Raw genomic sequence first — 24,490 nt, forward strand, 5'->3', positions numbered from 1 at the left:
TTGTAGTGTTTTTGAATCAGGCGACCTGCAACACGATCTTGCCGATATGATCGCCGCCTTCCATCCGCGCATGGGCCTGGGCGGCGTCGGTGTAGGGGTAGACCTTGTCGATGATCGGCAGGCAACGCCCGGCGCTCAGGACCGGCCAGATGTATTCACGCAGTTGGTCGGCAATGGCGGCTTTTTCGGCCCCGGTGCGCGCGCGCAGCAGCGAGCCGGTGATCACCGCGCGCTTGCTGAGGATGCTCAGCAGGTCGACATCATGGGCCTTGCCGCCGCCAAGGAAACCGAGCATCACCAGGTGCCCGTCCATGGCCAGTGACTTGAGGTTATTGTTCAGGTACGAGGCGCCCATGATGTCCAGGATCACATCCACGCCATGGCCGTCGGTCTGCTCGGCGATGACGTCGGCAAAGTCCTGTTCGCGATAGTTGATCGGTTCGCCGCCGAGTGTGGCGATGGCCGCGCATTTATCGGCGCTGCCGGCGGTGGCGAAGGCCTGGATGCCGAACTCGCGGCACAGCATCAGCGCGGTGGTGCCGATGCCGCTGGTGCCGCCGTGGATCAGCACACGCTGGCCGGTGTGGGCGTCGCCCAGGCCGAACAGATTGGCCCAGACGGTAAAAAAGGTTTCCGGTACGGCGGCGGCCTGGATCCAGTCCATGCCTTCGGGGATCGGCAAGGCCTGGCCGGCCGGCACGGCGCAGAACTGCGCATAACCGCCGCCGTTGGTCAGGGCACAGACCCTGTCGCCCAAGGCGTATTCGGTCACGCCGTCACCCAGGGCGGCCACTTCACCGGCCACTTCCAGGCCTGGGAGCGGATTCATGCCGGGTTTCATCGGGTACTTGCCGGCGCGTTGCAGGGCATCGGGGCGGTTGACCCCGGCCGCGTGCACGCGAATCAGAATCTCGCCGGGGCCAGCCACCGGCACCGCCGCCTGGCGTGGTTGCAGCACCTCGGGGCCTCCGGGGGTGGTGATTTCGATAAGGGTCATTTCGGTGGGAAGCGTCATTTGAAGTTACCTGCAACGATGAGCGTATGGGTTGGGACCGCATCAGGCGGTTTGCGGTTCAGCAGGAGCATGCCAAGTTCCAGCAGCAACGCGATCACAATGGCGCCGGCGGCGATCGTGAACAGCACTGCATGTTGACCGCCGCTGGCGTTGAACAGCGCGGAATAGGCAAACCCCGCGACCGCCTGGAACGTCGCGAAGGACACCGTAGCACGGCTCCACGCTACCTGTTGTTGGTGATGAGTGGGGATCAGTTCGTGAACCCGCGCCAGCGCCAGCGGCACGATACCCGGCGGGAATGAGCCGAGGATCACGGCCAGTACGGCCAGCGCCGTAAACGAACTGGAGACGGCCAGCAAGCCGACGGCAATCGCCTGCACTGCCAGCACCAGGCGGATACTCACCCGAGCACCGAGCTTGTCGGCCAGGAAACCGTACGTGACCGGTCCCACAATCGAGCCCAGGCCGTACATCACCCAGATCATCGCACCTATATGGGCCCCGGCGCCCAGCCCTCGGGCGACGTAATCCACCAGAAAGACCATGGCCGGTACCAGGCCCGCGGCCATAAAAGCGTATTGAGCAAACAACAGGTACACCCCCGGCGGCGTTGGCACCGCCGTGGCCGATTGCGCCGGGGCTTCGTACAGCGTGCCTGTGGGCCAGGCAAACCAGCTGGCGGCGGTCAGCCCCAGCGCCAGCAGGCCCAGGCCGAACCAGGTCTGTTGCAGGCCCAGGCTCAACAGGGGCGGCACCAGGGTGCCGGAACCGGCGATGCCCAGCCCGATACCGAGGAAAATCGCACCACTGGCCACGCCTCGACGCGCGGCCGGAACATGGGGCAACACGGTCGCCGCCACCAGCACCATGATTGCGCCACCGGCTATCCCCGACAGCAGGCGCCAGATGAAGAACCACACCACCGACAGCGGGAAGCCGCAGGCAAAGAACGCCAGGGTCACCGCCACCATCATGCCGCGCAGCGCCGTCGTGTTCGAGGTGTGCCGGGCGAGGGGCCGCCCGATCAGCGCGCCGACCAGGTAACCCACAAGATTGGCCGCACCGAGGTACACCACGTCATTGGCGCTGAACCAGTGCGCCTGGATCAGCGACGGAATCAGCGGCGTGTAGGCAAACCGCGCGAGGCCGATACTGACCAGGCTGGCACACAGGCCGGCGAAAATCGCCAGCCATGAAGGGCTGCGGGAGGGAAGGTGAGTGTCGAGCATGATGACAATCCTGGGTATTTTGTCCGGCGCCCAGCATATCCAGATTTATCGATGCAATAATGCAGCGATTACACGTCATAATGATGCATATATGCAGCATGGGAGCGCACATGAATTGGGATGATGCACGCGTGTTCCTCGCGGTCTGCCGTGAGTCGACCCTTCGCGCAGCCGCGCGGGTACTGGGTGTCGACCAGGCCACCGTGGGGCGCCGGGTCAATGCCCTGGAAAAATCCCTGGGTGCAACCCTGTTCCTGCGCACCTCGGAAGGCTATGCCCTGACCGCCGTTGGCGAGGCCGCCTTGCACTCGGTGGAAAAAATGGAGCGCTCGGCCCTGGAGCTGGAGCGTCAGATCCAGGGCCTGGATGATCGCCTGACCGGCACCGTGCGGGTCAGCACCACCGACTCCCTGGCGATCGATTTCCTGATCCCGGCGATTGCGCGGCTGCACGACCGGCACCCGGATGTGCGCGTGCAGCTGGACGCGTCTACCCAGCTCCTGAGCCTGGCCAAACGTGAAACCGATATCGCCGTGCGCAACACGCGCCCGGACAACCCCGACCTGATCGCTCGTCGCATTGCACGCTGGCCGGTGGGGCTGTTTGCTTCCCAGGCTTATATCGATCGTCATGGCTCGCCGCAGCCGGGCGGCCTGTTTGAAGGGCATGACCTGGTGGTCTATCAACCGTACCTGCACAGCCAGAAAGACATGACCCTGGTCTGCGAACCCCTGGGCCGTGGGCGCATCGTCGCGTCCCTGAGTTCCAGCCTGTTGGTACGTCGCTCCATCGCCGCCGGGATCGGCATCGGCGAGATCCCCATCCTCACCGGCGAGCGCGACGGGCTGGTGCGGTTGTGGCCGGAGCGCACCCGGCCGCTGCCCTACGATGTCTGGCTGGTGACCCACGCCGACCTGCGTCACACCGCGCGCGTGCGGGCGGTGATCGATGAAATTGTCGTGGGGTTTGCGGGAACGGGAGACTAGTCAGCACAGGCTTGCAAGCGTGCGTGCAGCGCTGCCCGGACAATGGATGGCGTTAGAGGCCATCCAACAGGGAGCACGCATGAACGAATCAAAATGTCAGGATTTGGGGCTGTTGTTTTTGCGCGGCAGCGGGGCGCTGTTCCTGCTGTGGGTGCATGGTTTGCCCAAACTGCTCGACTACAGCGGGCAATTGAAGCTGATCGAAGACCCGTTTCACCTGGGGGGCCAGGTCACTTTGCTGCTGGCGATTTTTGCCGAGGTGCTGTGCCCGCTGCTGATCATTGCCGGCGTGTTGGTGCGCCTGGCGTGCCTGCCGATCCTGGCGGTGCTGTTGATCGCCATGGTGGTGGTGCATCCGGAGTGGACGTTGTTTGAGGGGCAGTTCGGTTGGCTGCTGCTGGTCATTTTTTCCAGCGTGCTGATCGCAGGGCCTGGGCGCTTGGTGCTGAGCCGGCGTTTTGCCTGAGCAAAAAAACGGCCGGGCAAGCCCGGCCAAAATAAGGAGAGGGTGATTCACGGGTGATGATCGCTTGCACGCAGAACGTGCAAGCGATCATCAGGTGCGGGTGTTTCAGCGATTCAGGAAGGCCAACAGGTCTTCGTTCAACTGCTGGGTATGGGTGGCCGCGAAGCCGTGAGGTGCATCCTTGTACACCTTCAGTTCAGCGCCCTTGATCATCTCGGCCGCCACCTTGCCGGTGGTTTCGAACGGCACGATCTGGTCGCCGTCGCCGTGGATCACCAGGGTCGGTACATCGATCTTGGCCATGTCCGGGCGGAAGTCGGTTTCGGAGAACGCGGTGACGCAGTCGACCGTTGCCTTGAGGGAGGCCAGCAGGGCGATTTGCAAGGTCTGGGTCTGCACGCCTGCGGATACGCTCTGGCCCTTGTTGAGGCCATAGAACGGCGTATTGAAATCGCTGATGAATTGCGCGCGATCCTTGAGCAGTTCGGCTTTGAAACCGGCGAACACGTCGAGCGGTACGCCCTGCGGGTAATCGGACTGCTGGCCGAAGATCGGCGTCACGGCGCCCAGCAACACCAGGCCGGCCACCCGTGCGCTGCCGTGGCGTGCGATGTAGCGCGCGACGTCTCCGCCACCCATGGAGAAACCCACCAGGGTCACGTCCTTGAGGTCCAGGTGCTCGATCAACTGCGCGATGTCGTCGGCAAAGGTGTCGTAGTCGTTGCCGGTCCACGGCTGGTCCGAACGGCCAAACCCGCGACGGTCGAAGGCGATGGTGCGAAAGCCGCGGCTGCTGAGGTACTCCATCTGGTATTCCCACATGTCGGCGTCCAGCGGCCAGCCGTGGCTGAACAGCACGGGCTTGCCGCTGCCCCAATCCTTGAAGTAGATCTGGGTACCGTCTTTGGCAACGAATGTGCTCATTGAAAACTCCTTGATTGAGGGACTGAAAAACCCGCCTCACTATTGCCCGAAACCGGGCCTGGGGCTTGTACGGGTGTGCTTGCCTGGGTTCACCAGCTGAACTTGAGTTCCACCCCCAGGTAATTGCTGTCATCGCCGCCGGCGTCGCGCAAGGTACGGCCCACGGCGTAATGCACTGCTTCAACGGCGCCGGTGAGGTTCGGTGTAAACACATAGTCGGTACGTAGCTGACCATAGGCACCGGTCCAGCGTTCACCCTGGCCTGCGGTGCCGGCGACCGGCAGATTCGGTTGCGTGTACACCGCGTCGCTGGTGGTCTGGCGCCACAGCAGACCGACGGCGGTCTGCACGCTGAGCTTGTCGATGGGCTTGACGGTGATCGACGGTTTGACGTGAATCAGGTTGCTGTAGCCCGTATAGCCGGCCAGGGAAAAGTAGTAGCCGTTGGGGAACAGCGGATTGAACGTGCCGACTGTGCCGTCCCCGGTTTTGCGGTCGCCCGAGGCGATGTCCAGTTGCAGGCCGATGCGCGGTTTCCAGGCCAGGCTGTCGAAGGTGTAGCCGGTGCGACTGCCGCCGGCCCAGGCGCGAATGTCCTTGCTGCCCACCGAGCCGCTTTGCAGCATCGTTTCGATGTCCCAGTCAAAACCCATGGCCGCGCCGCCCAGGCGTGCGTCGAACAGGTGGCGGGTCTCGTCGCCGTCTGCATCCAGATAGTGCGCGGCGCTGCGTTCATACACACCGTAGTAGGCCGACAACTCGTTCTTGCCGCCCACCAGGCGCTCGACCCTCAGCATATGGAAGCGCGCGTCACTGTTGGACTTGTCGTCGAAATGCCGGCCGTCCTGATACTGCACCGGTTGGCTGGCGATCCCGATAAAGCGCCAGTCAGACGTCTCCCAGTCGGCCCACAACGCATCGAATGACTGACGCACATTCGGCCCGTCGCGCGATGAGATGAAGCGCTGCAGGTCGAAGGCGAAATCCTGGCGCCCCGCGCGGGCCTTGAGCGTGCCGCTGTCGAAGGTGTTGACGTACTCGGCGAACGCCAGACGCAGATCGACACGGTTCTGGTCAGCGCCGCCGACCGTGGTCTTGTCGTAGGCGCGCACGTCCTCAAGCTGGGTGAACACCCGCCAGTGCTCGTTCAGGTGCAGGTCGGCGTGGACCTGCAAGCGCTGGATCAGGTAACGATCACGGTCCACGTTCTTCACACCGAAGCCACTGGCGTCGTTCATTTCGAAGCGCTCGCGCAAGGTCGCTCCCAACGACAGATAGGTGAACGGGTTGGCGCTGGACAACGGCAGGTACTTGAGGTTGTCCAGCGGCTGCGTGCGCAGCGCCGGGTCCTTGAGTACCGACCAGTCTTCCTGCCAGCGATTGGCCTTGATGGACGGGCGCGTCCGCTGCTCGTCGGCGTGGACGCCGCCTACGAGCAGCGGCCACAGCACGGCCAGGCTCCAGCCTGTGCAACGAATCATTGGGCCGCGTTGAGTTGGTGGATCTCGGCGACGTAACCGCCGGGGAATTCAACCAATGCACTGCGACGGCCCTTGCTGTCGAACGTCGGCACCAGCACTTTGGCCCCTGAGCCGGTGGCCTTGCCCAGGGTGGCGTTCAGGTCGGCGACCTGGTAGCCGGTGGTTTCATGGCCGAAGGGGTAGGGCAGTTGACCGTTGGTGACCAGCACGGCCATGCGGCCGAACGAAGACTCGATGTCCACGCGACGGTAGGTGCCATTGCCTTGCCCTACGTCCACGCCGGGTGCCTGTTGGTTGTCGGCCAGGATTTTGCCGTGGGAAAACCCCAGGAAGGCCTTGATAAACGCATCGGCGCGGTCGGCTGACAGGTACACGCGGTTTTCCGGCACGGTCTGGAACGCGGCGTAGTCCGGGGTCTTGGTGTGCCAGTAGAGCTGCATGTTCACACCGCCCGGCCATTGCACCACCGCATCGCGCCCGATGGGGTCGGGGAAGTCGCTGACGATCACCGCCGCGCCATTTTCGCGGGCGGCCTTGAGCGCCACGTCCATATCCTTGACCAGATAGCCGTTACGTTCCTGGCCGAACGGGTGCGGGATCGGCGTGGTAAAGCCGAACAGCGACACGGTGCCGGCCGGCGTCTGCAGCAATTGCGAGGTGGTGCTGCTCGGCACCGGCAACACGTTGACCACCACCTGGGGTGTACTTTTGCCGCCAAAGGTAGCGAGGAAACTCTGGGCAAACCGGTCGACATCCGCCGGAGCGACATACACGTGGCTGGTGTCGTACTGCGGGGCCACCGCTACGCTCGGTGTCGCCGCGACTGCAGTGCCCATCACCGCGCCGGCCAGCAGCGTCACTGCCAGGCTTACCCTGATTGCTCTGTTAACCATGCCTGCTCTCCGTGTTCCAGATGATCGAAAGTCGTGAGGTTAGGCGGCGTGGCGCGAGGGGAATTGTACGGGCGTGCTCGGTTGAACGTTTCAGCGTCTATGCTGGTCCACTGACCTCAACGTCAGATCACACAGGTGAACGAAATGGCCAAGACTTACAGCTACGCCGCTCGGGACTCCAAGGACTCGCTCAAGCCCTTTACCTTCGAGCGCCGCACCCCAGGGGCGGATGACGTACAAATCGACATTCTGTATTGCGGCGTCTGCCACTCCGATTTGCATACCGCGCGCAACGAGTGGAACAACACCCTTTATCCATCGGTGCCGGGGCACGAAATCGTCGGCCGCGTAACGGCGGTGGGCGCCAATGTGAAGAAATTCAAGGTCGGCGACCTGGCCGGCGTCGGTTGCATGGTCGACAGTTGCCAGCACTGCGCGTCATGTGCCGAGGGCGAAGAGCAGTACTGCGAGAACGGCTTTACCGGCACCTACAACGGCCCGGTGTTCGGCGGTGAAAACACCTACGGCGGGTACTCGGACAACATCGTAGTCAAGGAGAAGTTCGTGCTGCGCATCTCCCACGATGACAGCAACCTGGCCGCGGTGGCGCCGCTGCTGTGCGCCGGCATCACCACCTATTCGCCGCTGCATCACTGGAAGGTCGGGCCGGGCAAGAAAGTCGGCGTAGTCGGCCTTGGCGGCCTGGGCCATATGGCGGTGAAAATCGCCCATGCCATGGGCGCCCATGTGACCTTGTTCACCACCTCGCCCAACAAGCGCGAAGACGGCCTGCGCCTGGGCGCCGACCAGGTCGTGGTGTCGAAGAACCCGGATGAAATGGCCAAGGTTGCCAACAGCCTGGATTTCATCCTCAACACGGTCGCCGCGCCCCACGACCTGGATGCGTTTCTCAACCTGCTCAAGCGCGACGGCACCATGACCCTGGTCGGTGCCCCCGACAGCCCGCACCCATCGCCCACGGTATTCAACCTGATCTTCAAGCGCCGCAGCCTGGCCGGTTCGCTGATCGGCGGCATCCAGGAGACCCAGGATATGCTGGACTTCTGCGCCAGACACGGGATCGTCTCGGACGTGGAAATGATCGACATCCAGGGCATCAATGAAGCCTACGAGCGCATGCTCAAGGGCGACGTGAAGTACCGCTTCGTGATCGATATGGACAGCTTGAAGAAAGAAAGCCACGCGGCCTGACGCCGGGCGGTGTGAGGGTGGCTTTGTCAGGCGTTGCATCGTTGCGCCAACTGCGCCAGGCTTACGGGCCTCGACTGCTGCGTTGGAGCGACCTGCGATGCGGGCCACCCGTTTGACCCTGATCTGCCATGCCGTCACGCCCCTGCAAAAGCAGGGGCGTTTTGCCGATGACGAATCGGTAGCGATGGACTGGCAGGGCGCCGCGCTGTCACTGGCCGCTCGTTACAAGCCAGGCGCGCGGCTGCTGAGCGGGCCGGAGGCGCGGACCCGGCAAACGGCGCGGTTGTTCGGCGCCCATGCCGAGATCGACGAGACGCTGCGCGACATTGACCTGGGCCAATGGCGGGGGCGCGATATCCGCACACTCGACCCTGCCGCGCTGGACCGCTGGCGTGCCGACAGCGCCAGTTCGCCCCACGGTGGCGAGTCGGTCGATCAGCTCTGCGCCCGTGTCGCGTTGTGGGTGAAGTCTCTTGAGTGCCAGCCGGGCCATAGCGTGGCGATCACTCATCCTTTTGTGATCCGTGCGGCGATGCTGTGCGTCATGCAGTTTCCGGCGGCGATGTTCTACCGCATAGACGTGGAGCCGCTGTCCGCCGTCGAGTTGCGCTTCAACCAGGTGTGGCGCCTGCGCCTGGAAACTCACGCTTGAGTGGGTGAACATGGCAAAATCCACGGCCCGCACTGAGAGCACCCCATGAAACGCATCCTGATCATCGGCATTGGCGCCGGCAACCCTGACTACATCACGATGCAGGCCGTAAAGGCGCTGAACTGCACCGACGTGTTTTTCCTGATGGATAAGGGCCAAAGCAAAGACAAGTTGATCGACCTGCGCCGCGAGATCTGCCAGACCTACATCACCAGGCCCGGCTACCGCTTTGTCGAGGCCGATTGCCCCGAGCGCGTGCGCGGCGATATCGACTACACCACCGCCGTGCAAGACCTCAACCGCGACAAGCAAGCCACCTTCGAACGCATGATCAACGAGGAAATGGCTGACGGCGAAGTCGGTGCGTTCCTGGCCTGGGGCGACCCGGCGTTGTACGACAGCACCATTCGCATCCTGCAGGCGATCCTGGCCAGTGGCCGTTGCGTGTTTGAATTCGAAGTGATCCCCGGCATCACCAGCGTGCAGGCCCTGGCGGCCCAGCATAAGGTCGCGTTGAATCGCATCGGCAAGTCTGTCGAGATCACCACCGGGCGCCGTCTGGCGGCAGGGCAGGCCGGCGACGCCGATACCCTGGTGGTGATGCTGGATGCTGAAGATTCCTACCGCAGCGTGGCCGATCAAGACCTGGAGATCTACTGGGGCGCTTATTTGGGCACGCCGGATGAAATACTGATCAGCGGCAAGGTCGCCGAAGTCGCGGACGATATCCAGCGCGTACGCAAGGCGGCGCGCCAGGCCAATGGCTGGATCATGGATACTTATTTGCTGCGCAAACCCTGAGGTAACGCCTGATGTTCAAATGGTTCGCTCTGACGCTGACACTGGTGGCGGGTGCCGCGCATGCCGACACTGCGTTGCACACTGATTTGCCGCTGGCCTACCTGGAGCAGGCCCGGAGCGAGTCGCGTAACCAGCCGCTGGTGATCTTCCTGCATGGGTTCGGCAGCGACGAGCAAGACTTGTTCGGCATCAAGGACGCGCTGCCGTCGACCTGGACCTACCTGTCCGCACGCGCCCCGATGCCGGTGGCGCCCAGCGGTTACCGCTGGTTCACCAAGACCCCGGGGGATGGCGAATACGACGGCGAGCCCGCCGACCTGCAGCGCAGTGCCGGGTTGATCAAAGACTTTGTGAGCCAAGCCACCACCAAATACCACACCCGCAGTGACCGGGTGTTCCTGGTCGGGTTCAGCCAGGGCGCGATCATGACGTACGAAGTAGCGTTGCGTGACCCGCAACTCGTACGGGGCATCGCGGCGTTGAGCGGCAGCGTTTTGCCGGCGCTCAAGGCCGAGCTGAAACCGGATCCGCGCTTGAATCAGCTGGCGATCTTTATCGGCCACGGCACCCTGGATCAGGCGCTGCCGTACGCATCGGCGACGCGGGCGAACGAGGTGTTGAGCGGGTTGGGGCTTGAACCGACGTTTCATGGCTATCCGGGGATGCCGCATACCATCAGCGAAGCAGAAGTGCAGGACATTAAGGTTTGGTTGGAAGACAGCCTGAAGTAATGCCTGATCCAACTTTTGGGGCGCAATTCACACCGCCATCGGGGGCAAGCCCACTCCCACGGTAGACCGGAAATGTGGGAGGGGGCTTGCCCCCGATGGGTCGATACTCATCTTCTGCACAACTAGCGAGTCGGGTTATCTGCCGCCGGTAATCTGCTTGACCAGCGCCGCGTGACCCTTGACATCGTCCGCCCGCGAGATGGCCTGGATCACCAGCAAGTGATTGCCTGAACCGCCAAGGAACGTGGAGTTAAGCGTCTTGCCGCCGCCCTGGGTGGCGGTGCTGTCGACCTGGCGCAGGCCGAGGCCCTTGAAGGTGAGTTTTTTCTCGCTCAGTTTCTTGAAGTCGGGCAGGGCGGCGCTCTGATCCTTGACGAAACCGGCCACGGCGCCATCAAGGAACTGCGCGTCGTTGTCCTGGACGTCGATGCCATCGTTGCGCACGGTTTCGGCGACGATCACCACACTTTTGCTGGTCTGGTTGGCGTACATCGTGCCTTGGGTGACACCGGTGCCGTCCTGGGCCTTGTCGACCGGCAGGGTGTCGGCGACGTAGGCCTTGGGCAGCGTGAAGTTGAATTTGCCGCCCAGGGTGGTGATGGTTTGCGTGGTCGGCTTGGCGGCGGCGAATACGCTGCCGGCGGTAAGCGCAAGGGCCAGCAGGATGGCGGTCTTGGTGAAGGTGGCCATGAAGCGCTCCAGGGATAAACGAAATTGCGCCGTATTCTGTCAGAAATTTCGCAATATCGTTCATCCCTTACCTCACACCTTGTCGGACTCTTCCTCAAGTCGGTCCATCTCAAACAACCGCGCCAGCTCCGTCCGAGCTTCCTGGGCGGTCTGCATCACTTTGGCGGCGTCGTCGTACACCGCGTGTTGGGCGGCGAGCACTTGCTGGTCGTGGTTCTTGAAGCGCGTGATGCGTGCATCGGCCTGAGCCTGGCTGAGCCCCAGGCCGACCAGGGCGCGGCGGCTCATTTCCAGGCTGGAGTAGAAGGTCTCGCGCACCGGCGAGGCGTCCAGGTCCACCAGGCGATGGACGTGCTGACGGTTTCGGGCGCGGGCGATGATCTTCATGTGCGGGTAGAGGTTGCGTACCAGCTCGGCGGTCTTGATGTTGATCTCCGGGTCATCCATGGCGATCACGAAGAATTCGGCCTGATCCACCTTGGCCGCGTGCAGGATTTCCGGGCGCTGCGGGTCGCCGTAAAACACCGGCATGCCGCCGAAGCTGCGGGTCAGCTCGATGGTTTCCACCGAGGTGTCGAGGGCAATGAAGGAGATGTTCTGTGCACGCAGGATACGGGCCACGATCTGGCCCATGCGGCCCATGCCGGCGATCACCACGCGCGGCGCGTCGCTTTCGATGGCGCGGTACTCTTCGGGCACTTCCACCGGTTTGACCTTGGGCCTGAACAGCTTCGGGCACACCAGTAGCAAGAGCGGCGTGACGGCCATGGACAAGGTGATGGTCAGCACCAGCACATCGTAGAGGTGCGGCTCGAACAGGCCTTGGTCGCGGCCGATCTTGAACACCACGAACGCGAACTCACCGCCGGCCGCCAGCACGACGCCCAGGCGCAGGGCGCTTTCGCGATTGAGATCGCCCACCAGCCGACCGACTGCGTAAAGCAGCGGCAATTTCAGACCGATCAACAGCAGGGTCAACCCGATCACGATCAACGGCGAACTGAGCAGCAGACTGAGGTTGGCACCCATGCCCACGCTGATAAAGAACAGCCCCAGCAGCAGGCCCTTGAACGGTTCGATCTGCGCTTCCAGTTCGTGGCGGTATTCCGAGTCCGCCAGCAGCAGGCCGGCGAGGAACGCGCCGAGGGCCATCGACACGCCCGCCAGCTCCATCAGCCACGCGGTGCCGATCACCACCAGCAGCGCGGTGGCGGTGGACACTTCGCGCAAGCCGGTCTTGGCGACGATGCGAAACACCGGCCGCAGCAGATAGCGTCCGCCGATGATTACCACGGCGATGCTGCCCAGGATCTGCAACACATGCTGCAGGCCCTGAGCTTCGGTAGTGGGGTGATCGCTGCCGGCCAGCAGCGGCACCATGGCGATCAGAGGGATCGCGGCGATGTCCTGGAACAGCAGGATCGCGAAAGCCAGACGACCGTGGGGCTGGTTCAGCTCCTTGCGTTCGGCCAGGCTCTGCAGGCCGAACGCGGTGGACGACAGCGCCAGGCCCAGGCCCAGCACGATTGCGCTGTTCCACGGCTGGCCAAATAGCCACAGTGCCACCACGCCCATCACCAGGCCGGTCAACAGCACCTGAGCCAGGCCTACGCCGAACACCGCCTTGCGCATCACCCATAACCGCTTGGGCGACAGTTCCAGGCCGATGATAAACAGCAGCAGCACCACCCCCAGTTCCGAAAACTGCGCCACGCTTTGCGGATTGCCGATCAGGCCCAGCACCGACGGGCCGATGATCACCCCGGCGAACAGATAGCCCAACACCGCGCCCAACTGCAGGCGCTTGGCCAGGGGCACGGTGAGCACGGCCGCCAGCAGAAACACCACGGCCGCTTGTAACAGGTTGCCTTCATGGGGCATTGCGAACTCCAAAATCTTCAAAGCCAATCAACAGGCGGGTATTAGAGCGCTTTTTACAGGATGAGAATTGTGTTTTTGCTGCGTGGCAGGTCGCGATCTTCCCCGACGGGCAGGTGAAAATCGATAACTTCGCCGGTTGAGCGTTTTGCCATCGCCCGAGCCTGTCTCGGGCTTATGCGTTGAGGCCGAGCATTATGCCTTTACCTGGAGACTGCCACGCCGGTCAGGATTCACCTTGCCGTCGCTCACAGTTTGTTACTATCGGCGTCCCTCGTTACCCGGAGTCCTTGCCCATGCAGCACCAGTGGGATGATATGCACCGCACCCGCAAGCCCACGTTTCTGCTGTGCGGCGAACCCCAGGGCGAGGTGCTCAATCTCTACGTGCATGGGTATTCGGCATTCTTCAACCGGCAGCAATTGGGCAATTTCAAGCAGCAGTTGGCCGGTATCGAAGGCTCGACCAACCTGATGCTGTTCTGGCCGGCGGGGCATTTTCTGGAAAACCTGTTTGCGCCATTCAAGGACGTGATCGCGGCCATGCTCGGCGGCGGCAGCCTGGGCGCGGCGACGGTTGGGGTGGGTAAGGCAATCGCCTATTTCCTCGACCACTACAAAAGTGTCGAAGCGCGGGTCGATGAAGTGGCCAAGACCTTGCTGCCCGAATTGACCAGCTACCTGCGGCAGGAGTCGCTGCCGGTGCGACGTATCAACCTGATCGGCCATTCCCTGGGCGCACGGATTCTGGTCAAGAGCCTGCTGGCCAACCCCGGCACCGCCCGCCAATTGCCGCTGGACAACCTGCTGCTGATGGGCGGGGCGATCTGCACGTCGAGCCCGTGGGAAGAGGTGTCGGCCCTGCTGAGCGGCCGGGTGATCAACTGTCATTCCAGCAAGGACTGGGCCCTGGCGATAAAACCGGACACCGAGCGATGCATCGGCCGCTATCCGATCCCGGTCACGCCGGCGCTCAAGGCCAAGGTCTGTAATGTGCACCTGGCCACCTTCGATCACGCGGCCTATTGGCCGCAATTGCAGACGGTGGTGCAGTACACCGACCTGCTGCACGAGCGGCGCGGCATGATCCGCGCCGACCAGCGCAGCAGCGAGGTGCGGTTTGCCGAGGAGGACGTGGATCTGTTTGCGGCCCTGGTGCAGGCGCGGCCGGAGGAATTGAAGTTTCTGGCCGAGCTGATGGCGCAAAAACGCAGTGCCTCGATCGACGCCACCGTGCGTGAACCGCTCAAGCTGACCATCGCGTTGCAACGCATGGGCGGTGACAGCTTGATGAACCTCGCCCGTGGTCACGGCGTCACCTACCGGCAGATCGCCGAAGATGTGGCGCGGCGATTGGGCCTCACATTTGACGCGCCGCTCGAAAACCTGGCGTTGGCAGACCTTGAGGCTCTGATCGCGGAAAAACTGATCGAGCAGTACAAGGGCAAACTCAGCAACGCCGACCGGCTGGTGTTCGATGCGGAACTCCAGGTGGCCGCGCAGAAAGAGCAGGGCGTCTTCCGTCGTTTCGACAAGGGGCGTTCGGCCACCGCAGCGTTGAGCGGCACTGCGCTGGCCGGGTTGACCGGTTTTATCCTGCGCCGTGGCGCCGCCTCGGCGATCCCGGTAGTAGGCCAGGCGTTGGCTGCCGCGATGTTGCTGGTGACCGGAGTGCGGGCGTTTTCCGGCCCGGCGTATTCAGTCACCACCCTGGCGGTGCTGGTGATCGGCGCGATTCGCCAACGCATGGAGCGTGAGGCGCTGAACCAGGAAATGGACTTGGTGGTGCAGGTGGTGGAAGCCTTTGACCTGCCACGGGAGACGGTGATGCGCACGGTTGCATCCGACTGATAAGCTGCGTGCCTGTCGAGTGTGTTTGCCTGGGATATCGCGTGAAATTCAGCCTGCCAAAAATCGCTACCGCCCCGTTCTGCCCGCCGGAAGTGGCCGGCTCCGTCATCGTTGACCCCAAGGCCTCGTTCTTCAAGCGCGCCCTGATGTTCGCCGGTCCCGGCCTGTTGATTTCCATCGGCTATATGGACCCGGGCAACTGGGCCACGGCCATCGAAGCCGGTTCGCGTTACGGCTACAGCCTGTTGTTCGTGGTGTTGCTGGCCAGCCTGGCGGGCATGGCGGTGCAGTGCCTGTGTTCGCGGTTGGGCATCGCCACCGGCAAGGATCTTGCGCAACTGTGCCGCGAACGCTACAGCCGACGCTCGGCGCGCACCCAGTGGGTGCTGGCGGAAATTTCCATCATCGCCACCGACCTCGCCGAAGTGCTGGGCTGCGCCCTGGCGTTTCATTTGCTGCTGGGGGTGTCGCTGACCACCGGCATTGTGATCACCGCGTTCGACACCTTACTGGTCCTGGCCCTGCAAAATCGTGGTTTCCGTCGCCTGGAAGCGATCATGCTGGCGTTGGTGGCGACCATTGGTGTGTGTTTCTTTGTCGAGCTGGTGCTGATCAAGCCCCATTGGCCCGAGGTGTTCAGCGGCTTTGCGCCGTCACTGTCGGCCATCAGCGATGCGGCGCCGCTGTACTTGGCCATCGGCATCCTGGGCGCCACAGTGATGCCCCATAACCTCTATCTGCACAGTTCCGTGGTGCAAACCCGCCTGATCGGTAAGGACCTCGCCAGCAAACAGGATGCGGTGAAACTGGCGCGCATCGACACCATCGGCTCCCTGGCCCTGGCCCTGCTGGTGAACGCCGCGATTCTGGTATTGGCTGCCGCTGCGTTTCACCAGACCGGCCATACCGATGTGGTGGAAATCCAGGACGCCTATCACCTGCTTGACCCTCTGGTCGGCGGTGCCTTCGCCAGCGTTCTGTTTGGCATCGCCCTGCTGGCGTCGGGCCAAAGTTCAACCTTTACCGGCACCATCGCCGGGCAGGTGATCATGGAGGGCTACCTCAACCTGCGGATTCCCTGCTGGCAACGTCGCCTGATCACTCGCGGGCTGGCGCTGATCCCGGCGTTTGTCGGCGTGTGGCTGATGGGCGATGAGGCGATCGGCAAGCTGCTGGTGCTCAGCCAGGTGGTGCTCAGCCTGCAATTGCCGTTTGCGCTGTATCCGTTGATTCGTATGACCGGTGATAAACAACTGATGGGGCCGTTTGTGAACCGGCTGCCGACGCGTTTGCTGGCGTGGATGTTGTTCGCCCTGATCAGTGGTGCCAACGCGTGGTTGATTGGACAGTGGTTGTTTTGAGTCAGCGATCCCAATACGGCACGGTGCCAAAACACTCCACAAAGTAATCGATCACCGTACGCACCTTCAGCGACAAACGCCGGCTGCCCGGCCACAACGCCGCGATCTGCTGGGGCTCCAGTGTGGTCGCTACGTCGTAGTCGGTCAGCACCGCCTGCAAGGTGCCGGCGCGCAGGCTGTCGCCAATCAGCCAGGAGGGAAACACCACCAGCCCCAGGCCTTGTTCGGCGGCGTGGGTCAGGGTGTCGGCGTGGTTGCCGGTGATGGGGCCTTTGACACTGTAGGGCGTCCAATCGCCCTGGGCGCGGCGGAAGAACCAGCGTTGCTGGCCGGTGACGCCTTTATAGGCCAGGCACTGGTGTGCGGCCAGTTCGTCCGGGTGACGGGGTGTGCCATGTCGGGCCAGATAAGCGGGGCTGGCGGCGATGCGAAAGCGTTGCGGCGCGAAAATGCGCGCCTGCATGCTGGAATCGTTGAGCACGCCGATGCGAAACAGCAGGTCGGTGCCGTCCTGTAATGGGTCGACGTAGGTGTCGGTTTGCTGGATATCCAGTTGCAGCTTCGGGTAACGCCGACATAACTCGCCCAGCCACGGTGATAAGTGGCGCTGGCCGAACACCATCGGCGCGTTGATGCGCACCAGGCCGCTGGGTTCGCTGTCCTGCTCCTGCAGGGCCTGGCCAGCGGCTTCCAATTGCTCCAGCATCAGGCGCGCGTGCCGTCCGAGCAGGCGCCCGGCCTCGGTGGGGCTGACCGCGCGAGTGTGGCGATACAGCAACTGTTGCCCGAGGGCGTGCTCCATCAATTGGACCTGGCGCGAAATCGAAGAGGGCGCCAAACCTTCGCGGCGCGCTACTTCGGAAAAGCTGCCGTAGTCCAGCACCGCCACAAACAGGCGCAACGCCTTGAAACTCAATTCATTCAAACCCTGCATTTCGGCTCCATGCTGTGCGCATTGCGCAAAGGTGTTGTCCGCATGCTGCCATTTATCGCACAGCACAGCTACCGGATAATGCGCGCCATTCTTCCAACGTTGAAACGCAGGTGATGTATGCAGGCAAGTTCCATTGAGGGCGTGGCGCAGGCCAGGCCGAAAAGAAATCTGTTGCGCTTGCTGCTGTTGCCGCTGGTGATCCTGGCCGGCATGGGCTTATCGGTGGAAGCCGGTCTGCTTGGGCCGCTGGGGGTTCAGGTGGGGCATTTGTGGGCGACCTTGAGCATTTTCGGCGTAGGTTCGGCGATTCTGTTCCTGTTGCTGTTATTCAGCGGTCCGCAAAAGGGTCCGGCGCTCACCGATTTGCCGCGCTGGCAGTTGATCGGCGGGTTCCTGGGGCCGATGTATGTGGTGGTGCTGACCCTTGCCACGCCGCACATCGGCATTGCGATGACGATGATCGCGATCCTGTCCGGGCAAGTGGGCAAGAGCGTGCTGATTGACCATTTCGGCTGGTTCGGCACGGCGCGCAAGCGGGTTAATGGCGAGCGCTGGATCGCGCTGGCGTTGATTGTGGCGGCACTTGTTCTGATTGCACGAGGGTAAGGCGATGAATCTGATTTTTTTACTGATAGTGGTGATTGCCGCCGGCGCGGTTCTCAGCGTGCAGGCGGCGATCAATGGCCGCCTGGGGCAGACAGTCGGCGTGCTGCGCAGCAGCCTGTTGACCTTCGCGGTCGGTGCATTGACCACCGCGCTGTTGATTTTCTTCTTTGAGCCGGCCCAGGCCGTAAGCCTGCTGGACGTGCCCAAGTGGCAACTGACCGGGGCGTTGTTCGGGGTGGTGTACATGATGGTGATGGTGGGCGCGGTGCCGGTGGTCGGCACGGCGGTGGCCACCGTGGCGGTGATCGTCGGGCAGTTGGGCATGGGCATGCTGATCGATAATTTCGGCTGGTTGGGCAACCCGGCCATCGAATTGTCGGGCAGTCGCCTGGTGGCCATGGTGTGCCTGGCCCTCGCGCTGGTATTCATGTACCGCAGCAATACGCGCAGCGACTGAAGGTTTGAACGATCGGCGCAGGCTCGCAGTCAGTGCTAAAGGTGCCGGCGCTCGCCGCACCTTGACGACCATGAACGAGGAGTCTGACCATGCCAGATCAAACCTGTGCCTGCCCGCACTGCAAATGTGTACTGGGCGTCGATGCGGTAATGAAGGACGGTAAGGGTTATTGCTGCCCGGGCTGTGCCGAGCACCACGCTCATGGCGAGCCGTGTGCTTCGGCCACGGGATGCGAGTGCGCCAAGTCGGCTAAAAGCTGAGGTAGGGCAAGCGCGGGCGTTGTGGCGGGCAGGCCGGCCCGCCACACGCTTCTTCAGTACGGGTTACTGCGCTTCAAGCTGCAGTTGCAGGCTTTGGTCGGCCAGGCGCCGGCTGTCTCTGACGACCGCACTGGTACGTCGGCCTTGCAGCGCAAACACTACGGTCTGTGCATCCTGCAAATCTTCCGGCAGCGGTTGGAACACCTTGAGCACCAGCCGCTCGGACGTGTGCTCCAGGCTCACTTGACATTCGGCCTGCTTGGCCAACGGCCCGAACAAGGTGTTCTGGGTATAGTCGATGTGTGCCTTGCCAGTGACGTGTACGGGTAAAGCCATGCTGTTTTCTCCTCTTTCATGCCTGCGCGCGTGCGTCCGAGCGGCGCCATTGCACGTTCTGGATGCCGTACTTTTCGGCCTGGGCCGGGCTGGTCTTTTTCACCTGCTCGCGTGCGAAGCGCCCAATACGGCCGACGCCCGCGTCGCAACTGGCCCAATGCCAGGCTTCCAGAGTGTCGAGTTTTTCCAGACGAATAATGAATGACTTGGCTTCGCCATGAAGGGTGTAGTCGATTACAAACAGTTTTGCGTTAGTCATGGGGCCATCGTCCCTGGTGGTATAAGCAAGTGATCCCCGGCGGCGCTGAAAATTCACTCGGATTGTCGAGCGGTGCTTATTACCATGGCCGCTCATCCACCCAAGACGACCGCCCATGGCCCTGGCAGCGCCCCCCGACCTGACCGATCCCGCCGTCCCCGTGCAGCCCCTGGCGCGCACGTATCCGCGCGGGCTTTACATCGAGCCCCATCGCCATGACTGGGGCCAGTTGCTCTACGCCATGAGCGGCGTGATGTGGGTTGAAACCCCGCGCGAGGCCCTGGTGGTACCGCCCCAGCGCGCGGTCTGGCTGCCGCCGGGGGTGGAACATGGGATTCGCGTGGTGTCGGATTTGCAGATGCGCAACATCTACCTGCGCCCGGCACTGGCGGCCACGCTGGATGCCGAGGTGCAGGTGATCGATGTCGGTGGGCTGCTGCGCGAGCTGATCGTCACGCTGGTGGAGCAGGGCGACAGCGACGATGGCGCCTACTACGACGCGGTGGTCGGCCTGGCCCTGCTGGAGTTGCACCGTGCGCGCCGCTCGTCGATCCGCATCGCCATGCCGGTGGGCGCCGACCGCCGGCTGATGAACGCGTGTCAGGCGGTGATGGCGGCGCCGTCCCTGGCGATCCCGTTCGAGCAGCATGCCGAAGCGGCCGGTGCCAGCGTGCGCACCCTGGCGCGGCTGTTCCAGGGTCACCTGGGCATGGGTTTCGCCGAATGGCGGCGCCAGGTGCAATTGGCCACGGCGGTGGCGGCGCTGATCCAGGGCCAGTCGGTCAGTGGCATTGCCCGCGCACTGGGTTATTCGCCGAGCAGTTTCAGCGACATGTTCCGCCGCGAGCTGGGGGTAGCACCGTCGCAGTACGTGGGTTGAAGGGTTGGCCGATATCCTGAAGCTCTTGGCCGATGTCGGCGCGGCGCGCTGCCTAGACTGGCGCTCTCAACTGACACGGCGTAACCCCCATGGATTATCTGATTTCCCTGGCCATCGGCCTGCTGGTCGGCGTGCTCTACGGCGCCCTGGATTTTCGCTCGCCCGCACCGCCGGCCATCGCCCTGGTGGGCCTGATGGGCATGCTGCTCGGCGAAAAACTCTGGCCCATGGGCCGGCAACTGGTCAGCGGCTGGCTGTCCTGAACCCTTTTTTTCTGCGGGAGAGCACGCATGAACGCATTGCAATTTTCCACCACCGGCGACCTCGCCGCGCTGCGCCTGGTTGACGTCCCCACGCCGGTTCCGGCCTTGGGTGAAGTGCTGGTGCAGATCAAAGCCGCCGGCCTTAACCCCAGCGACGTCAAGAACGTGCTCGGGCGTTTCCCCTACACCACGTTGCCGCGTATTCCCGGCCGCGACTTTGCCGGCGTGGTGGTGCAGGGCCCCCAGGCACTGCTCGGCCAGGAAGTGTGGGGCACCGGTCGGGACCTGGGCTTCTTCGCCGACGGCTCCCATGCGCAGTACCTGACCGTGTCGGCCAAGGGCGTGGCGCGCAAACCCGCGCAATTGAGCTTTGCCCAGGCGGCCAGCCTCGGGGTGCCGTACACCACTGCATGGGATGCCCTGGAGCGCAGCGGTGTGGGCAGCGGCACGCGGTTGCTGGTGATCGGTGCCAATGGCGCGGTGGGCAGCGCGGCCCTGGCCCTCGCGAAAATTCGCGGTGCCCAGGTGCTGGCGGCGGTACGCCGCGCTGAGCAGGTCGAGTCGTTACAGGCCGAGGGTTTCGCCGCGATTGCCCTGGGCCAGCCTGAAACGCTGGGCGCGCAGGTGCATGAGGTGTTCGCCGGCGGTGCGGATGTGGTCTTCGACACCACCGGCTTCTGGTTGCCGGCGGCCGTGGCGGGGCTGGCGGCGTTCGGGCGCATCGCGATCATCGCCGCACCGGTGGACGGCCACGTGCAACTGCCGGCCCTGGCGCTGTATCGCAAGGGCGGCTCGGTGGTGGGCATCAACTCATTGCTCTATGACTGCGAACAATGCGCGGCGATGCTGGAGCAGTTCGGGCGTTTCTTCGATGAAGGTTCGCTGCCGCTGCCGACTGGCCTGCGCGAGGTGGCGCTGGCCGAAGGGGTCGGGTGTTATGAAACGGTGAACCAGGGCAGCGCGGATAAAATCATTCTGGTGCCCTGATAGGTGCAGAGGGGCGCCTGCTCAGCACGGCAAGCGCCCCGTCGCAAGCCTCATGGTCTCAGGCGTCCGGCACCCCGTTCTCCCACGCCGACCAGTTGTTCAGGATCGCCTGCACCAACGGGTTGCCCGTGCGATACAGGTTCTCCAGCGCCGGCACGAAGCCGCCCTGATCGGCGTACTTGAGCAGGTTATCCACTTCGCTGTAGCCAGGGTAAGGACGGTCGAAGTCCGAGCCGGCGCGCACCACCGCCAGGCGCTGGATATCCACCAGACCTTCGCGGCTGGCGCGCAGCAGCGCTTCGTAGGTGGAATTGTCTTCCTGTTGAGTGGTGCAGTACTCGCCTTTATTGTCGGTCAGCAGCTTGGTCCACACCTCGGCGCGCTCGCTCAGCCGCGTGCCGGAGAACCAGGTATTGCCGGCCAGCGTGTCACAGCGAGTGACCCGCGGCGGCTGGTTGGCGGGCGCGGCGGGGTAGTGTTTGCGCCAGGCGGCCGACTCCTTGCTTTCGCTGAGTTCGACCTGGTGCGACAAAGCGAAGGCCTTGGCCTGCAATTTGGGGTTGAGCTCGAACACCTCGGTTTTGTAGTCCAGCGGCGGTTTCTCGTTGGGCCCCTTGGTGTTGATGCCCAGGTAACCGGTCGGCCATTGCTTGGGCGCATCCCGCGAATCCAACTCCCACTGCGTGCCGAACTCCACCAGATAATGAGCCCACGCAGCGGTGCCGAGGGTGCCGTGCTTGGGGCTGATACCGGCGATGCCCGCGACCAGAAAGTAGCTCTGGCGCAGATCGAACTGCGGTGACAACGCCAGGGCCAGGGTGGATGCGGCGGCATTAGTCTGGCCCATGCCGGTGACCAGCAGGCACACGTCCTGGGTGTTGCAGCGGATTACCGGGTACTCGGCGGACAGGCCCGGCACGCGCACTTCCTGCTTGAGCGCCAGGCGGTCTATCCAGGTTTGCGCCTCGGGGGCGAACATGGTGACCAGCATTACCTTGGGCTTGATCGGCGCCTGTGCCAGCGCCACGTGGGGCAGCAGGGCGAGGCCGATGGCAATCGAAAGACGGTTGAATGCGTTCATCTGTTGCTCCTTGATCAGAATTGGTAGCCCACGCCGGCGTAGTAACCCCAGCCGTCGGAGCGCGCGCGGAAGTTGCCGTCGCCGAAATTCAACTCGCTGCCGTCTTCCCAGTTGCCGCCGTTGTGAAAGTAACGGCCAACCAGAGTGAAGCGCAGGTGCGTGAACGAATACAGCAGCACGTTGGTCGCGACCAGGGCGTTGGCGGTACGCGCCGGGTTGTCCTTGTGCAGGTCCGAGCCAAAATCGTAGTTGGTGAAGCCGATGTAGGTCAGCGAGGCACCGTTGTCGAACTTGCCGATAGGCACGATGTACTTCATCTGTGCACGGTAGCCATCCCAGGAATACTCGTTGCTCGCCCCGTAGTTTTCCCACTGGTAGCGTCCATAGAAGTTGGCCGACAGGTTGACCCGCGAGTGGGTCTCGATGTCGGTGCCAAGGCCGCTGTACAGCGTATTGGCGCGGTTTTCCTTGTTGCTGCCGTGATCGTAGATCCAGTCGAACGCCACGTACCATTCCTTGAATGGCCCGATGGCCAGGCTGCGTCCGGCCAGGTAGTCGATGGAAATGCGCGGTTCATGCTCCATGAACACCGGCGAGCCATGGTCCCACACGCCTTTGTCATTGCTGTTACCGATGGTGAGGATCTTCGGCACATCGATATAGCCGTACAGCTCGAACGGGCCCTTGCGACCGAAATACTCGTATTCCAGGTAGACATCGTCCTGTGGCTTGGGGCCGAAACTGATGTCTTTGCTGCCGATCAGCGTCAGGTCCTGGTTGAACCACTCCGACAGGTACGCGCCTTTCTTCGGCGGGCTGGCTTCGGGGGCGAGGGTTTCGCCCTGTGCTGAGTCATCGGATGGCGTGGTCTGCGCCAAAATGGGTGCGCTGAGTAGTCCCGTAACGGCGGCCAGTAGCACGGAAACAGCAAAGGGGGCGGGGAGCCTGGAGGTGGGTTGCATTGAAAATCCCTGTTCTTACGCGGTTTAAACCCGATTGCTCGGGCAGCGAGGAGCTTGGCTGGCAAGTTCGTATCGCAAACGTTTGCACAGGATGTACCAACTTCGTTTACAGGACTGAAATGGCTGGAAAATTCAGCCAATAGTCGACCCATTGATCAACATTGGCTGGGTGTCATTTTGTGCTGCGGGTGAACAGGTGAATCGCCGTCTCGCGTCGATATTCGCTCGGCGTCTGCTGCATCTCGATGCGAAAGTGTCGGTTGAAATTCGACAGGTTGGCGTAGCCCACTTCAAAGCAGATATCCGCCACCGACATCTGGCTGTGCAGCAGCAAGCGGCAAGCGCGCTGCACCCGGAATTTGCGCATCAAGTCGATAAACCCATGGCCGGTGTTGCGCTTGAAGAAACGTGAAAACCCCGGCTCGCTCATGTCCAGCTGGCGGGCGATCTCCGACAGGCGCACATCGCCGGTCAGTTCGCGCATCAGGTAGTCGAACGCCTTGTTGATGCGCTCGGCACTGCGCGCATCCAGGGTGGGGGCGTAGCACGGGCTGGCCAGGGCCTGGGCCTGCGAGGGCGGGGCGTTCTTGAGGGTGTCGAGCAGCTGCAGGAACAGGATCAGCCGCTGCAGGCCCTGGGCGCGACCGATGTCTTCCAGCAGGCTCGCGGCCCGCACGGCGGTGTCGCCGCTGAAAGCCAGGCCGCGCCGCGCCTGTTCGAACAAGCGCTGCAAGTCGCCGAGTTCCGGCAGGGTATTGCGCAGAGCGAGCAGGGCGGCGCCGTCGAATTGCAGCACCACGTCACGGCCGGCCAGGTACTCGCCGGGGGCGAGGTCGCCGATCCAGTCGTGGGGCAGGTCGGGGCCGATCAGTGCGACGTGCCCGGCGCTGAACGCGCCAATGTAGTCGCCCGCCACCAGCTTGCCGCTGCCCTGGCGGATCAGGTGGATCTCAAACTCGGGATGGTGGTTCCAGCGTGCCAGGTCATAGGGATAGTCGTGTTCGAACCAGCGAAAGCAGTGGTCGGGCTCGGGCAGGATTACTTCGCGCTCGGCAGGGCGGTGTTCGAACAGAGCGGCGCGGCTGACGGGCATGGCGATGCCTCTTGTCGTTGTGGGAACGCCTAAAAATACGCCGCTGAGCACCCGCGCGCTACCCGCGCTTGCGCCCGCCGCCGATACTTTTTTGCAGCGTTGCCAAGGGTTAAAAAAGTACCAGTGGCGCATCCGCCACGGGTTTGTGAGGGCGTAACCAAGCTGCTGTAATCGGCGCTCAACAACAAAAACAACAGGTGGAA

Annotated in this window: 27 protein-coding genes; 14 read left to right on the plus strand and 13 right to left on the minus strand. The window is 63.1% G+C overall.

The window, feature by feature from the left end; all coding sequences use genetic code 11:
• Positions 1-16: 16 nt before the first annotated feature.
• Complete coding sequence (locus G7025_RS04820) at positions 17-1,015, minus strand: NAD(P)H-quinone oxidoreductase (protein ID WP_181076991.1); 999 nt, start codon at positions 1,013-1,015, stop codon at positions 17-19.
• Entirely contained in the window at positions 1,012-2,244 is a 1,233-nt protein-coding gene (locus tag G7025_RS04825) for a YbfB/YjiJ family MFS transporter (protein ID WP_181076993.1), read from the minus strand. Before G7025_RS04825 ends, G7025_RS04820 begins: the two co-directional genes overlap by 4 nt.
• A 110-nt stretch (positions 2,245-2,354) precedes the next feature.
• Here G7025_RS04825 and G7025_RS04830 point away from each other — a divergent pair, with 110 nt between their 5' ends.
• Together G7025_RS04830 and G7025_RS04835 are read left to right on the plus strand one after the other, a co-directional pair.
• Positions 2,355-3,230 (plus strand): LysR family transcriptional regulator, encoded by an 876-nt coding sequence (locus G7025_RS04830; protein WP_181076994.1) that lies wholly within the window; start codon positions 2,355-2,357, stop codon positions 3,228-3,230.
• 79 nt (positions 3,231-3,309) lie between these two features.
• Positions 3,310-3,696 carry a DoxX family protein gene (locus G7025_RS04835; protein WP_181076996.1) on the plus strand — a complete coding sequence of 129 codons (387 nt, stop codon included), beginning with the start codon at positions 3,310-3,312 and terminating at the stop codon, positions 3,694-3,696.
• A 105-nt stretch (positions 3,697-3,801) separates the two neighbouring features.
• Here the strand turns inward: G7025_RS04835 and G7025_RS04840 are convergent, their stop codons facing one another.
• From G7025_RS04840 to G7025_RS04850, 3 genes are all read right to left on the minus strand, one after another.
• Positions 3,802-4,620 (minus strand): alpha/beta fold hydrolase, encoded by an 819-nt coding sequence (locus tag G7025_RS04840; protein ID WP_181076998.1) that lies wholly within the window; start codon positions 4,618-4,620, stop codon positions 3,802-3,804.
• A gap of 89 nt (positions 4,621-4,709) precedes the next feature.
• Complete coding sequence (locus G7025_RS04845) at positions 4,710-6,101, minus strand: alginate export family protein (RefSeq protein ID WP_181077000.1); 1,392 nt, start codon at positions 6,099-6,101, stop codon at positions 4,710-4,712.
• Positions 6,098-6,994 carry a VOC family protein gene (locus G7025_RS04850; RefSeq protein WP_181077002.1) on the minus strand — a complete coding sequence of 299 codons (897 nt, stop codon included), beginning with the start codon at positions 6,992-6,994 and terminating at the stop codon, positions 6,098-6,100. Before G7025_RS04850 ends, G7025_RS04845 begins: the two co-directional genes overlap by 4 nt.
• 144 nt (positions 6,995-7,138) lie before the next feature.
• On the opposite strand from G7025_RS04850, the gene G7025_RS04855 reads away from it, so the two are divergent.
• The 4 genes from G7025_RS04855 to G7025_RS04870 all read left to right on the plus strand — a co-directional run bounded on the left by G7025_RS04855 (position 7,139) and on the right by G7025_RS04870 (position 10,390).
• Complete coding sequence (locus tag G7025_RS04855; protein WP_181077004.1) at positions 7,139-8,206, plus strand: NAD(P)-dependent alcohol dehydrogenase; 1,068 nt, start codon at positions 7,139-7,141, stop codon at positions 8,204-8,206.
• A 97-nt stretch (positions 8,207-8,303) separates the two neighbouring features.
• Positions 8,304-8,858 (plus strand): histidine phosphatase family protein, encoded by a 555-nt coding sequence (locus G7025_RS04860; protein WP_181077006.1) that lies wholly within the window; start codon positions 8,304-8,306, stop codon positions 8,856-8,858.
• 45 nt (positions 8,859-8,903) lie between these two features.
• Positions 8,904-9,659 carry a precorrin-6A synthase (deacetylating) gene (gene cobF / locus G7025_RS04865; protein WP_181077008.1) on the plus strand — a complete coding sequence of 252 codons (756 nt, stop codon included), beginning with the start codon at positions 8,904-8,906 and terminating at the stop codon, positions 9,657-9,659.
• A gap of 11 nt (positions 9,660-9,670) precedes the next feature.
• Positions 9,671-10,390, plus strand: coding sequence for an alpha/beta hydrolase (locus tag G7025_RS04870; protein ID WP_181077010.1), 720 nt, complete (start codon positions 9,671-9,673; stop codon positions 10,388-10,390).
• A 135-nt stretch (positions 10,391-10,525) separates the two neighbouring features.
• On the opposite strand, the gene G7025_RS04875 is transcribed toward G7025_RS04870, so the two are convergent.
• Together G7025_RS04875 and G7025_RS04880 are read right to left on the minus strand one after the other, a co-directional pair.
• The gene (locus G7025_RS04875) at positions 10,526-11,080 is read right to left on the minus strand and encodes a hypothetical protein (RefSeq protein WP_181077012.1); all 555 of its coding nucleotides are present in this window, start codon (positions 11,078-11,080) and stop codon (positions 10,526-10,528) included.
• Between the two features lie 72 nt (positions 11,081-11,152).
• Positions 11,153-12,961 (minus strand): monovalent cation:proton antiporter-2 (CPA2) family protein, encoded by a 1,809-nt coding sequence (locus tag G7025_RS04880; RefSeq protein WP_181077014.1) that lies wholly within the window; start codon positions 12,959-12,961, stop codon positions 11,153-11,155.
• A gap of 293 nt (positions 12,962-13,254) precedes the next feature.
• Between G7025_RS04880 and G7025_RS04885 the strand changes: the two genes are divergently transcribed.
• Positions 13,255-14,808 carry a DUF726 domain-containing protein gene (locus G7025_RS04885; RefSeq protein ID WP_181077016.1) on the plus strand — a complete coding sequence of 518 codons (1,554 nt, stop codon included), beginning with the start codon at positions 13,255-13,257 and terminating at the stop codon, positions 14,806-14,808.
• 41 nt (positions 14,809-14,849) lie between these two features.
• Positions 14,850-16,169 (plus strand): Nramp family divalent metal transporter, encoded by a 1,320-nt coding sequence (locus tag G7025_RS04890; RefSeq protein ID WP_181077018.1) that lies wholly within the window; start codon positions 14,850-14,852, stop codon positions 16,167-16,169.
• A 1-nt stretch (position 16,170) separates the two neighbouring features.
• On the opposite strand, the gene G7025_RS04895 is transcribed toward G7025_RS04890, so the two are convergent.
• On the minus strand, positions 16,171-17,103 hold the full coding sequence (locus G7025_RS04895) for a LysR family transcriptional regulator (protein ID WP_181077020.1): 933 nt from the start codon (positions 17,101-17,103) through the stop codon (positions 16,171-16,173).
• A 117-nt stretch (positions 17,104-17,220) separates the two neighbouring features.
• Here G7025_RS04895 and G7025_RS04900 point away from each other — a divergent pair, with 117 nt between their 5' ends.
• The 3 genes from G7025_RS04900 to G7025_RS04910 all read left to right on the plus strand — a co-directional run bounded on the left by G7025_RS04900 (position 17,221) and on the right by G7025_RS04910 (position 18,426).
• The gene (locus tag G7025_RS04900) at positions 17,221-17,709 is read left to right on the plus strand and encodes a DMT family transporter (protein WP_181077022.1); all 489 of its coding nucleotides are present in this window, start codon (positions 17,221-17,223) and stop codon (positions 17,707-17,709) included.
• 4 nt (positions 17,710-17,713) lie between these two features.
• Positions 17,714-18,166, plus strand: coding sequence for a DMT family transporter (locus G7025_RS04905; RefSeq protein ID WP_181077024.1), 453 nt, complete (start codon positions 17,714-17,716; stop codon positions 18,164-18,166).
• A gap of 89 nt (positions 18,167-18,255) precedes the next feature.
• Complete coding sequence (locus tag G7025_RS04910; protein ID WP_181077026.1) at positions 18,256-18,426, plus strand: metallothionein; 171 nt, start codon at positions 18,256-18,258, stop codon at positions 18,424-18,426.
• Between the two features lie 63 nt (positions 18,427-18,489).
• Here G7025_RS04910 and G7025_RS04915 read toward each other — a convergent pair whose 3' ends face one another.
• Both G7025_RS04915 and G7025_RS04920 read right to left on the minus strand, forming a co-directional pair.
• Positions 18,490-18,762 carry a hypothetical protein gene (locus tag G7025_RS04915; RefSeq protein WP_181077028.1) on the minus strand — a complete coding sequence of 91 codons (273 nt, stop codon included), beginning with the start codon at positions 18,760-18,762 and terminating at the stop codon, positions 18,490-18,492.
• 16 nt (positions 18,763-18,778) lie between these two features.
• Positions 18,779-19,021, minus strand: coding sequence for a DUF6555 family protein (locus G7025_RS04920; protein ID WP_181077030.1), 243 nt, complete (start codon positions 19,019-19,021; stop codon positions 18,779-18,781).
• A 115-nt stretch (positions 19,022-19,136) separates the two neighbouring features.
• On the opposite strand from G7025_RS04920, the gene G7025_RS04925 reads away from it, so the two are divergent.
• From G7025_RS04925 to G7025_RS04935, 3 genes are all read left to right on the plus strand, one after another.
• Positions 19,137-19,901: an AraC family transcriptional regulator gene (locus G7025_RS04925; protein WP_181077032.1), complete on the plus strand. Its 765-nt coding sequence runs from the start codon at positions 19,137-19,139 to the stop codon at positions 19,899-19,901.
• A gap of 89 nt (positions 19,902-19,990) precedes the next feature.
• Entirely contained in the window at positions 19,991-20,164 is a 174-nt protein-coding gene (locus tag G7025_RS04930; protein ID WP_181077033.1) for a DUF1427 family protein, read from the plus strand.
• A gap of 27 nt (positions 20,165-20,191) precedes the next feature.
• Complete coding sequence (locus G7025_RS04935; protein WP_181077035.1) at positions 20,192-21,151, plus strand: quinone oxidoreductase family protein; 960 nt, start codon at positions 20,192-20,194, stop codon at positions 21,149-21,151.
• Positions 21,152-21,209: 58 nt separating this feature from the next.
• On the opposite strand, the gene G7025_RS04940 is transcribed toward G7025_RS04935, so the two are convergent.
• The 3 genes from G7025_RS04940 to G7025_RS04950 form a co-directional block, all read right to left on the minus strand.
• Positions 21,210-22,232 carry a purine-nucleoside phosphorylase gene (locus G7025_RS04940; protein ID WP_181077037.1) on the minus strand — a complete coding sequence of 341 codons (1,023 nt, stop codon included), beginning with the start codon at positions 22,230-22,232 and terminating at the stop codon, positions 21,210-21,212.
• 14 nt (positions 22,233-22,246) lie between these two features.
• Positions 22,247-23,194 carry a nucleoside-specific channel-forming protein Tsx gene (locus G7025_RS04945; protein WP_181077039.1) on the minus strand — a complete coding sequence of 316 codons (948 nt, stop codon included), beginning with the start codon at positions 23,192-23,194 and terminating at the stop codon, positions 22,247-22,249.
• 172 nt (positions 23,195-23,366) lie between these two features.
• Positions 23,367-24,287, minus strand: a complete 921-nt coding sequence (locus G7025_RS04950) for an AraC family transcriptional regulator (protein ID WP_181077040.1) — start codon at positions 24,285-24,287, stop codon at positions 23,367-23,369.
• Between the last annotated feature and the right edge of the window lie 203 nt (positions 24,288-24,490).

The sequence above is a fragment of the Pseudomonas lurida genome (assembly GCF_013522705.1).
Lineage (GTDB): Bacteria > Pseudomonadota > Gammaproteobacteria > Pseudomonadales > Pseudomonadaceae > Aquipseudomonas > Aquipseudomonas quebecensis.

Coding starts and splice junctions, on each gene's coding strand:
- G7025_RS04820 (WP_181076991.1), bottom strand. CDS start 1,015: ATGACGCTTCCCACCGAAATGACCCTTATCGAAATCACCACCCCCGGA.
- G7025_RS04825 (WP_181076993.1), bottom strand. CDS start 2,244: ATGCTCGACACTCACCTTCCCTCCCGCAGCCCTTCATGGCTGGCGATT.
- G7025_RS04830 (WP_181076994.1), top strand. CDS start 2,355: ATGAATTGGGATGATGCACGCGTGTTCCTCGCGGTCTGCCGTGAGTCG.
- G7025_RS04835 (WP_181076996.1), top strand. CDS start 3,310: ATGAACGAATCAAAATGTCAGGATTTGGGGCTGTTGTTTTTGCGCGGC.
- G7025_RS04840 (WP_181076998.1), bottom strand. CDS start 4,620: ATGAGCACATTCGTTGCCAAAGACGGTACCCAGATCTACTTCAAGGAT.
- G7025_RS04845 (WP_181077000.1), bottom strand. CDS start 6,101: ATGATTCGTTGCACAGGCTGGAGCCTGGCCGTGCTGTGGCCGCTGCTC.
- G7025_RS04850 (WP_181077002.1), bottom strand. CDS start 6,994: ATGGTTAACAGAGCAATCAGGGTAAGCCTGGCAGTGACGCTGCTGGCC.
- G7025_RS04855 (WP_181077004.1), top strand. CDS start 7,139: ATGGCCAAGACTTACAGCTACGCCGCTCGGGACTCCAAGGACTCGCTC.
- G7025_RS04860 (WP_181077006.1), top strand. CDS start 8,304: ATGCGGGCCACCCGTTTGACCCTGATCTGCCATGCCGTCACGCCCCTG.
- cobF (WP_181077008.1), top strand. CDS start 8,904: ATGAAACGCATCCTGATCATCGGCATTGGCGCCGGCAACCCTGACTAC.
- G7025_RS04870 (WP_181077010.1), top strand. CDS start 9,671: ATGTTCAAATGGTTCGCTCTGACGCTGACACTGGTGGCGGGTGCCGCG.
- G7025_RS04875 (WP_181077012.1), bottom strand. CDS start 11,080: ATGGCCACCTTCACCAAGACCGCCATCCTGCTGGCCCTTGCGCTTACC.
- G7025_RS04880 (WP_181077014.1), bottom strand. CDS start 12,961: ATGCCCCATGAAGGCAACCTGTTACAAGCGGCCGTGGTGTTTCTGCTG.
- G7025_RS04885 (WP_181077016.1), top strand. CDS start 13,255: ATGCAGCACCAGTGGGATGATATGCACCGCACCCGCAAGCCCACGTTT.
- G7025_RS04895 (WP_181077020.1), bottom strand. CDS start 17,103: ATGCAGGGTTTGAATGAATTGAGTTTCAAGGCGTTGCGCCTGTTTGTG.
- G7025_RS04900 (WP_181077022.1), top strand. CDS start 17,221: ATGCAGGCAAGTTCCATTGAGGGCGTGGCGCAGGCCAGGCCGAAAAGA.
- G7025_RS04905 (WP_181077024.1), top strand. CDS start 17,714: ATGAATCTGATTTTTTTACTGATAGTGGTGATTGCCGCCGGCGCGGTT.
- G7025_RS04910 (WP_181077026.1), top strand. CDS start 18,256: ATGCCAGATCAAACCTGTGCCTGCCCGCACTGCAAATGTGTACTGGGC.
- G7025_RS04915 (WP_181077028.1), bottom strand. CDS start 18,762: ATGGCTTTACCCGTACACGTCACTGGCAAGGCACACATCGACTATACC.
- G7025_RS04920 (WP_181077030.1), bottom strand. CDS start 19,021: ATGACTAACGCAAAACTGTTTGTAATCGACTACACCCTTCATGGCGAA.
- G7025_RS04925 (WP_181077032.1), top strand. CDS start 19,137: ATGGCCCTGGCAGCGCCCCCCGACCTGACCGATCCCGCCGTCCCCGTG.
- G7025_RS04930 (WP_181077033.1), top strand. CDS start 19,991: ATGGATTATCTGATTTCCCTGGCCATCGGCCTGCTGGTCGGCGTGCTC.
- G7025_RS04935 (WP_181077035.1), top strand. CDS start 20,192: ATGAACGCATTGCAATTTTCCACCACCGGCGACCTCGCCGCGCTGCGC.
- G7025_RS04940 (WP_181077037.1), bottom strand. CDS start 22,232: ATGAACGCATTCAACCGTCTTTCGATTGCCATCGGCCTCGCCCTGCTG.
- G7025_RS04945 (WP_181077039.1), bottom strand. CDS start 23,194: ATGCAACCCACCTCCAGGCTCCCCGCCCCCTTTGCTGTTTCCGTGCTA.
- G7025_RS04950 (WP_181077040.1), bottom strand. CDS start 24,287: ATGCCCGTCAGCCGCGCCGCTCTGTTCGAACACCGCCCTGCCGAGCGC.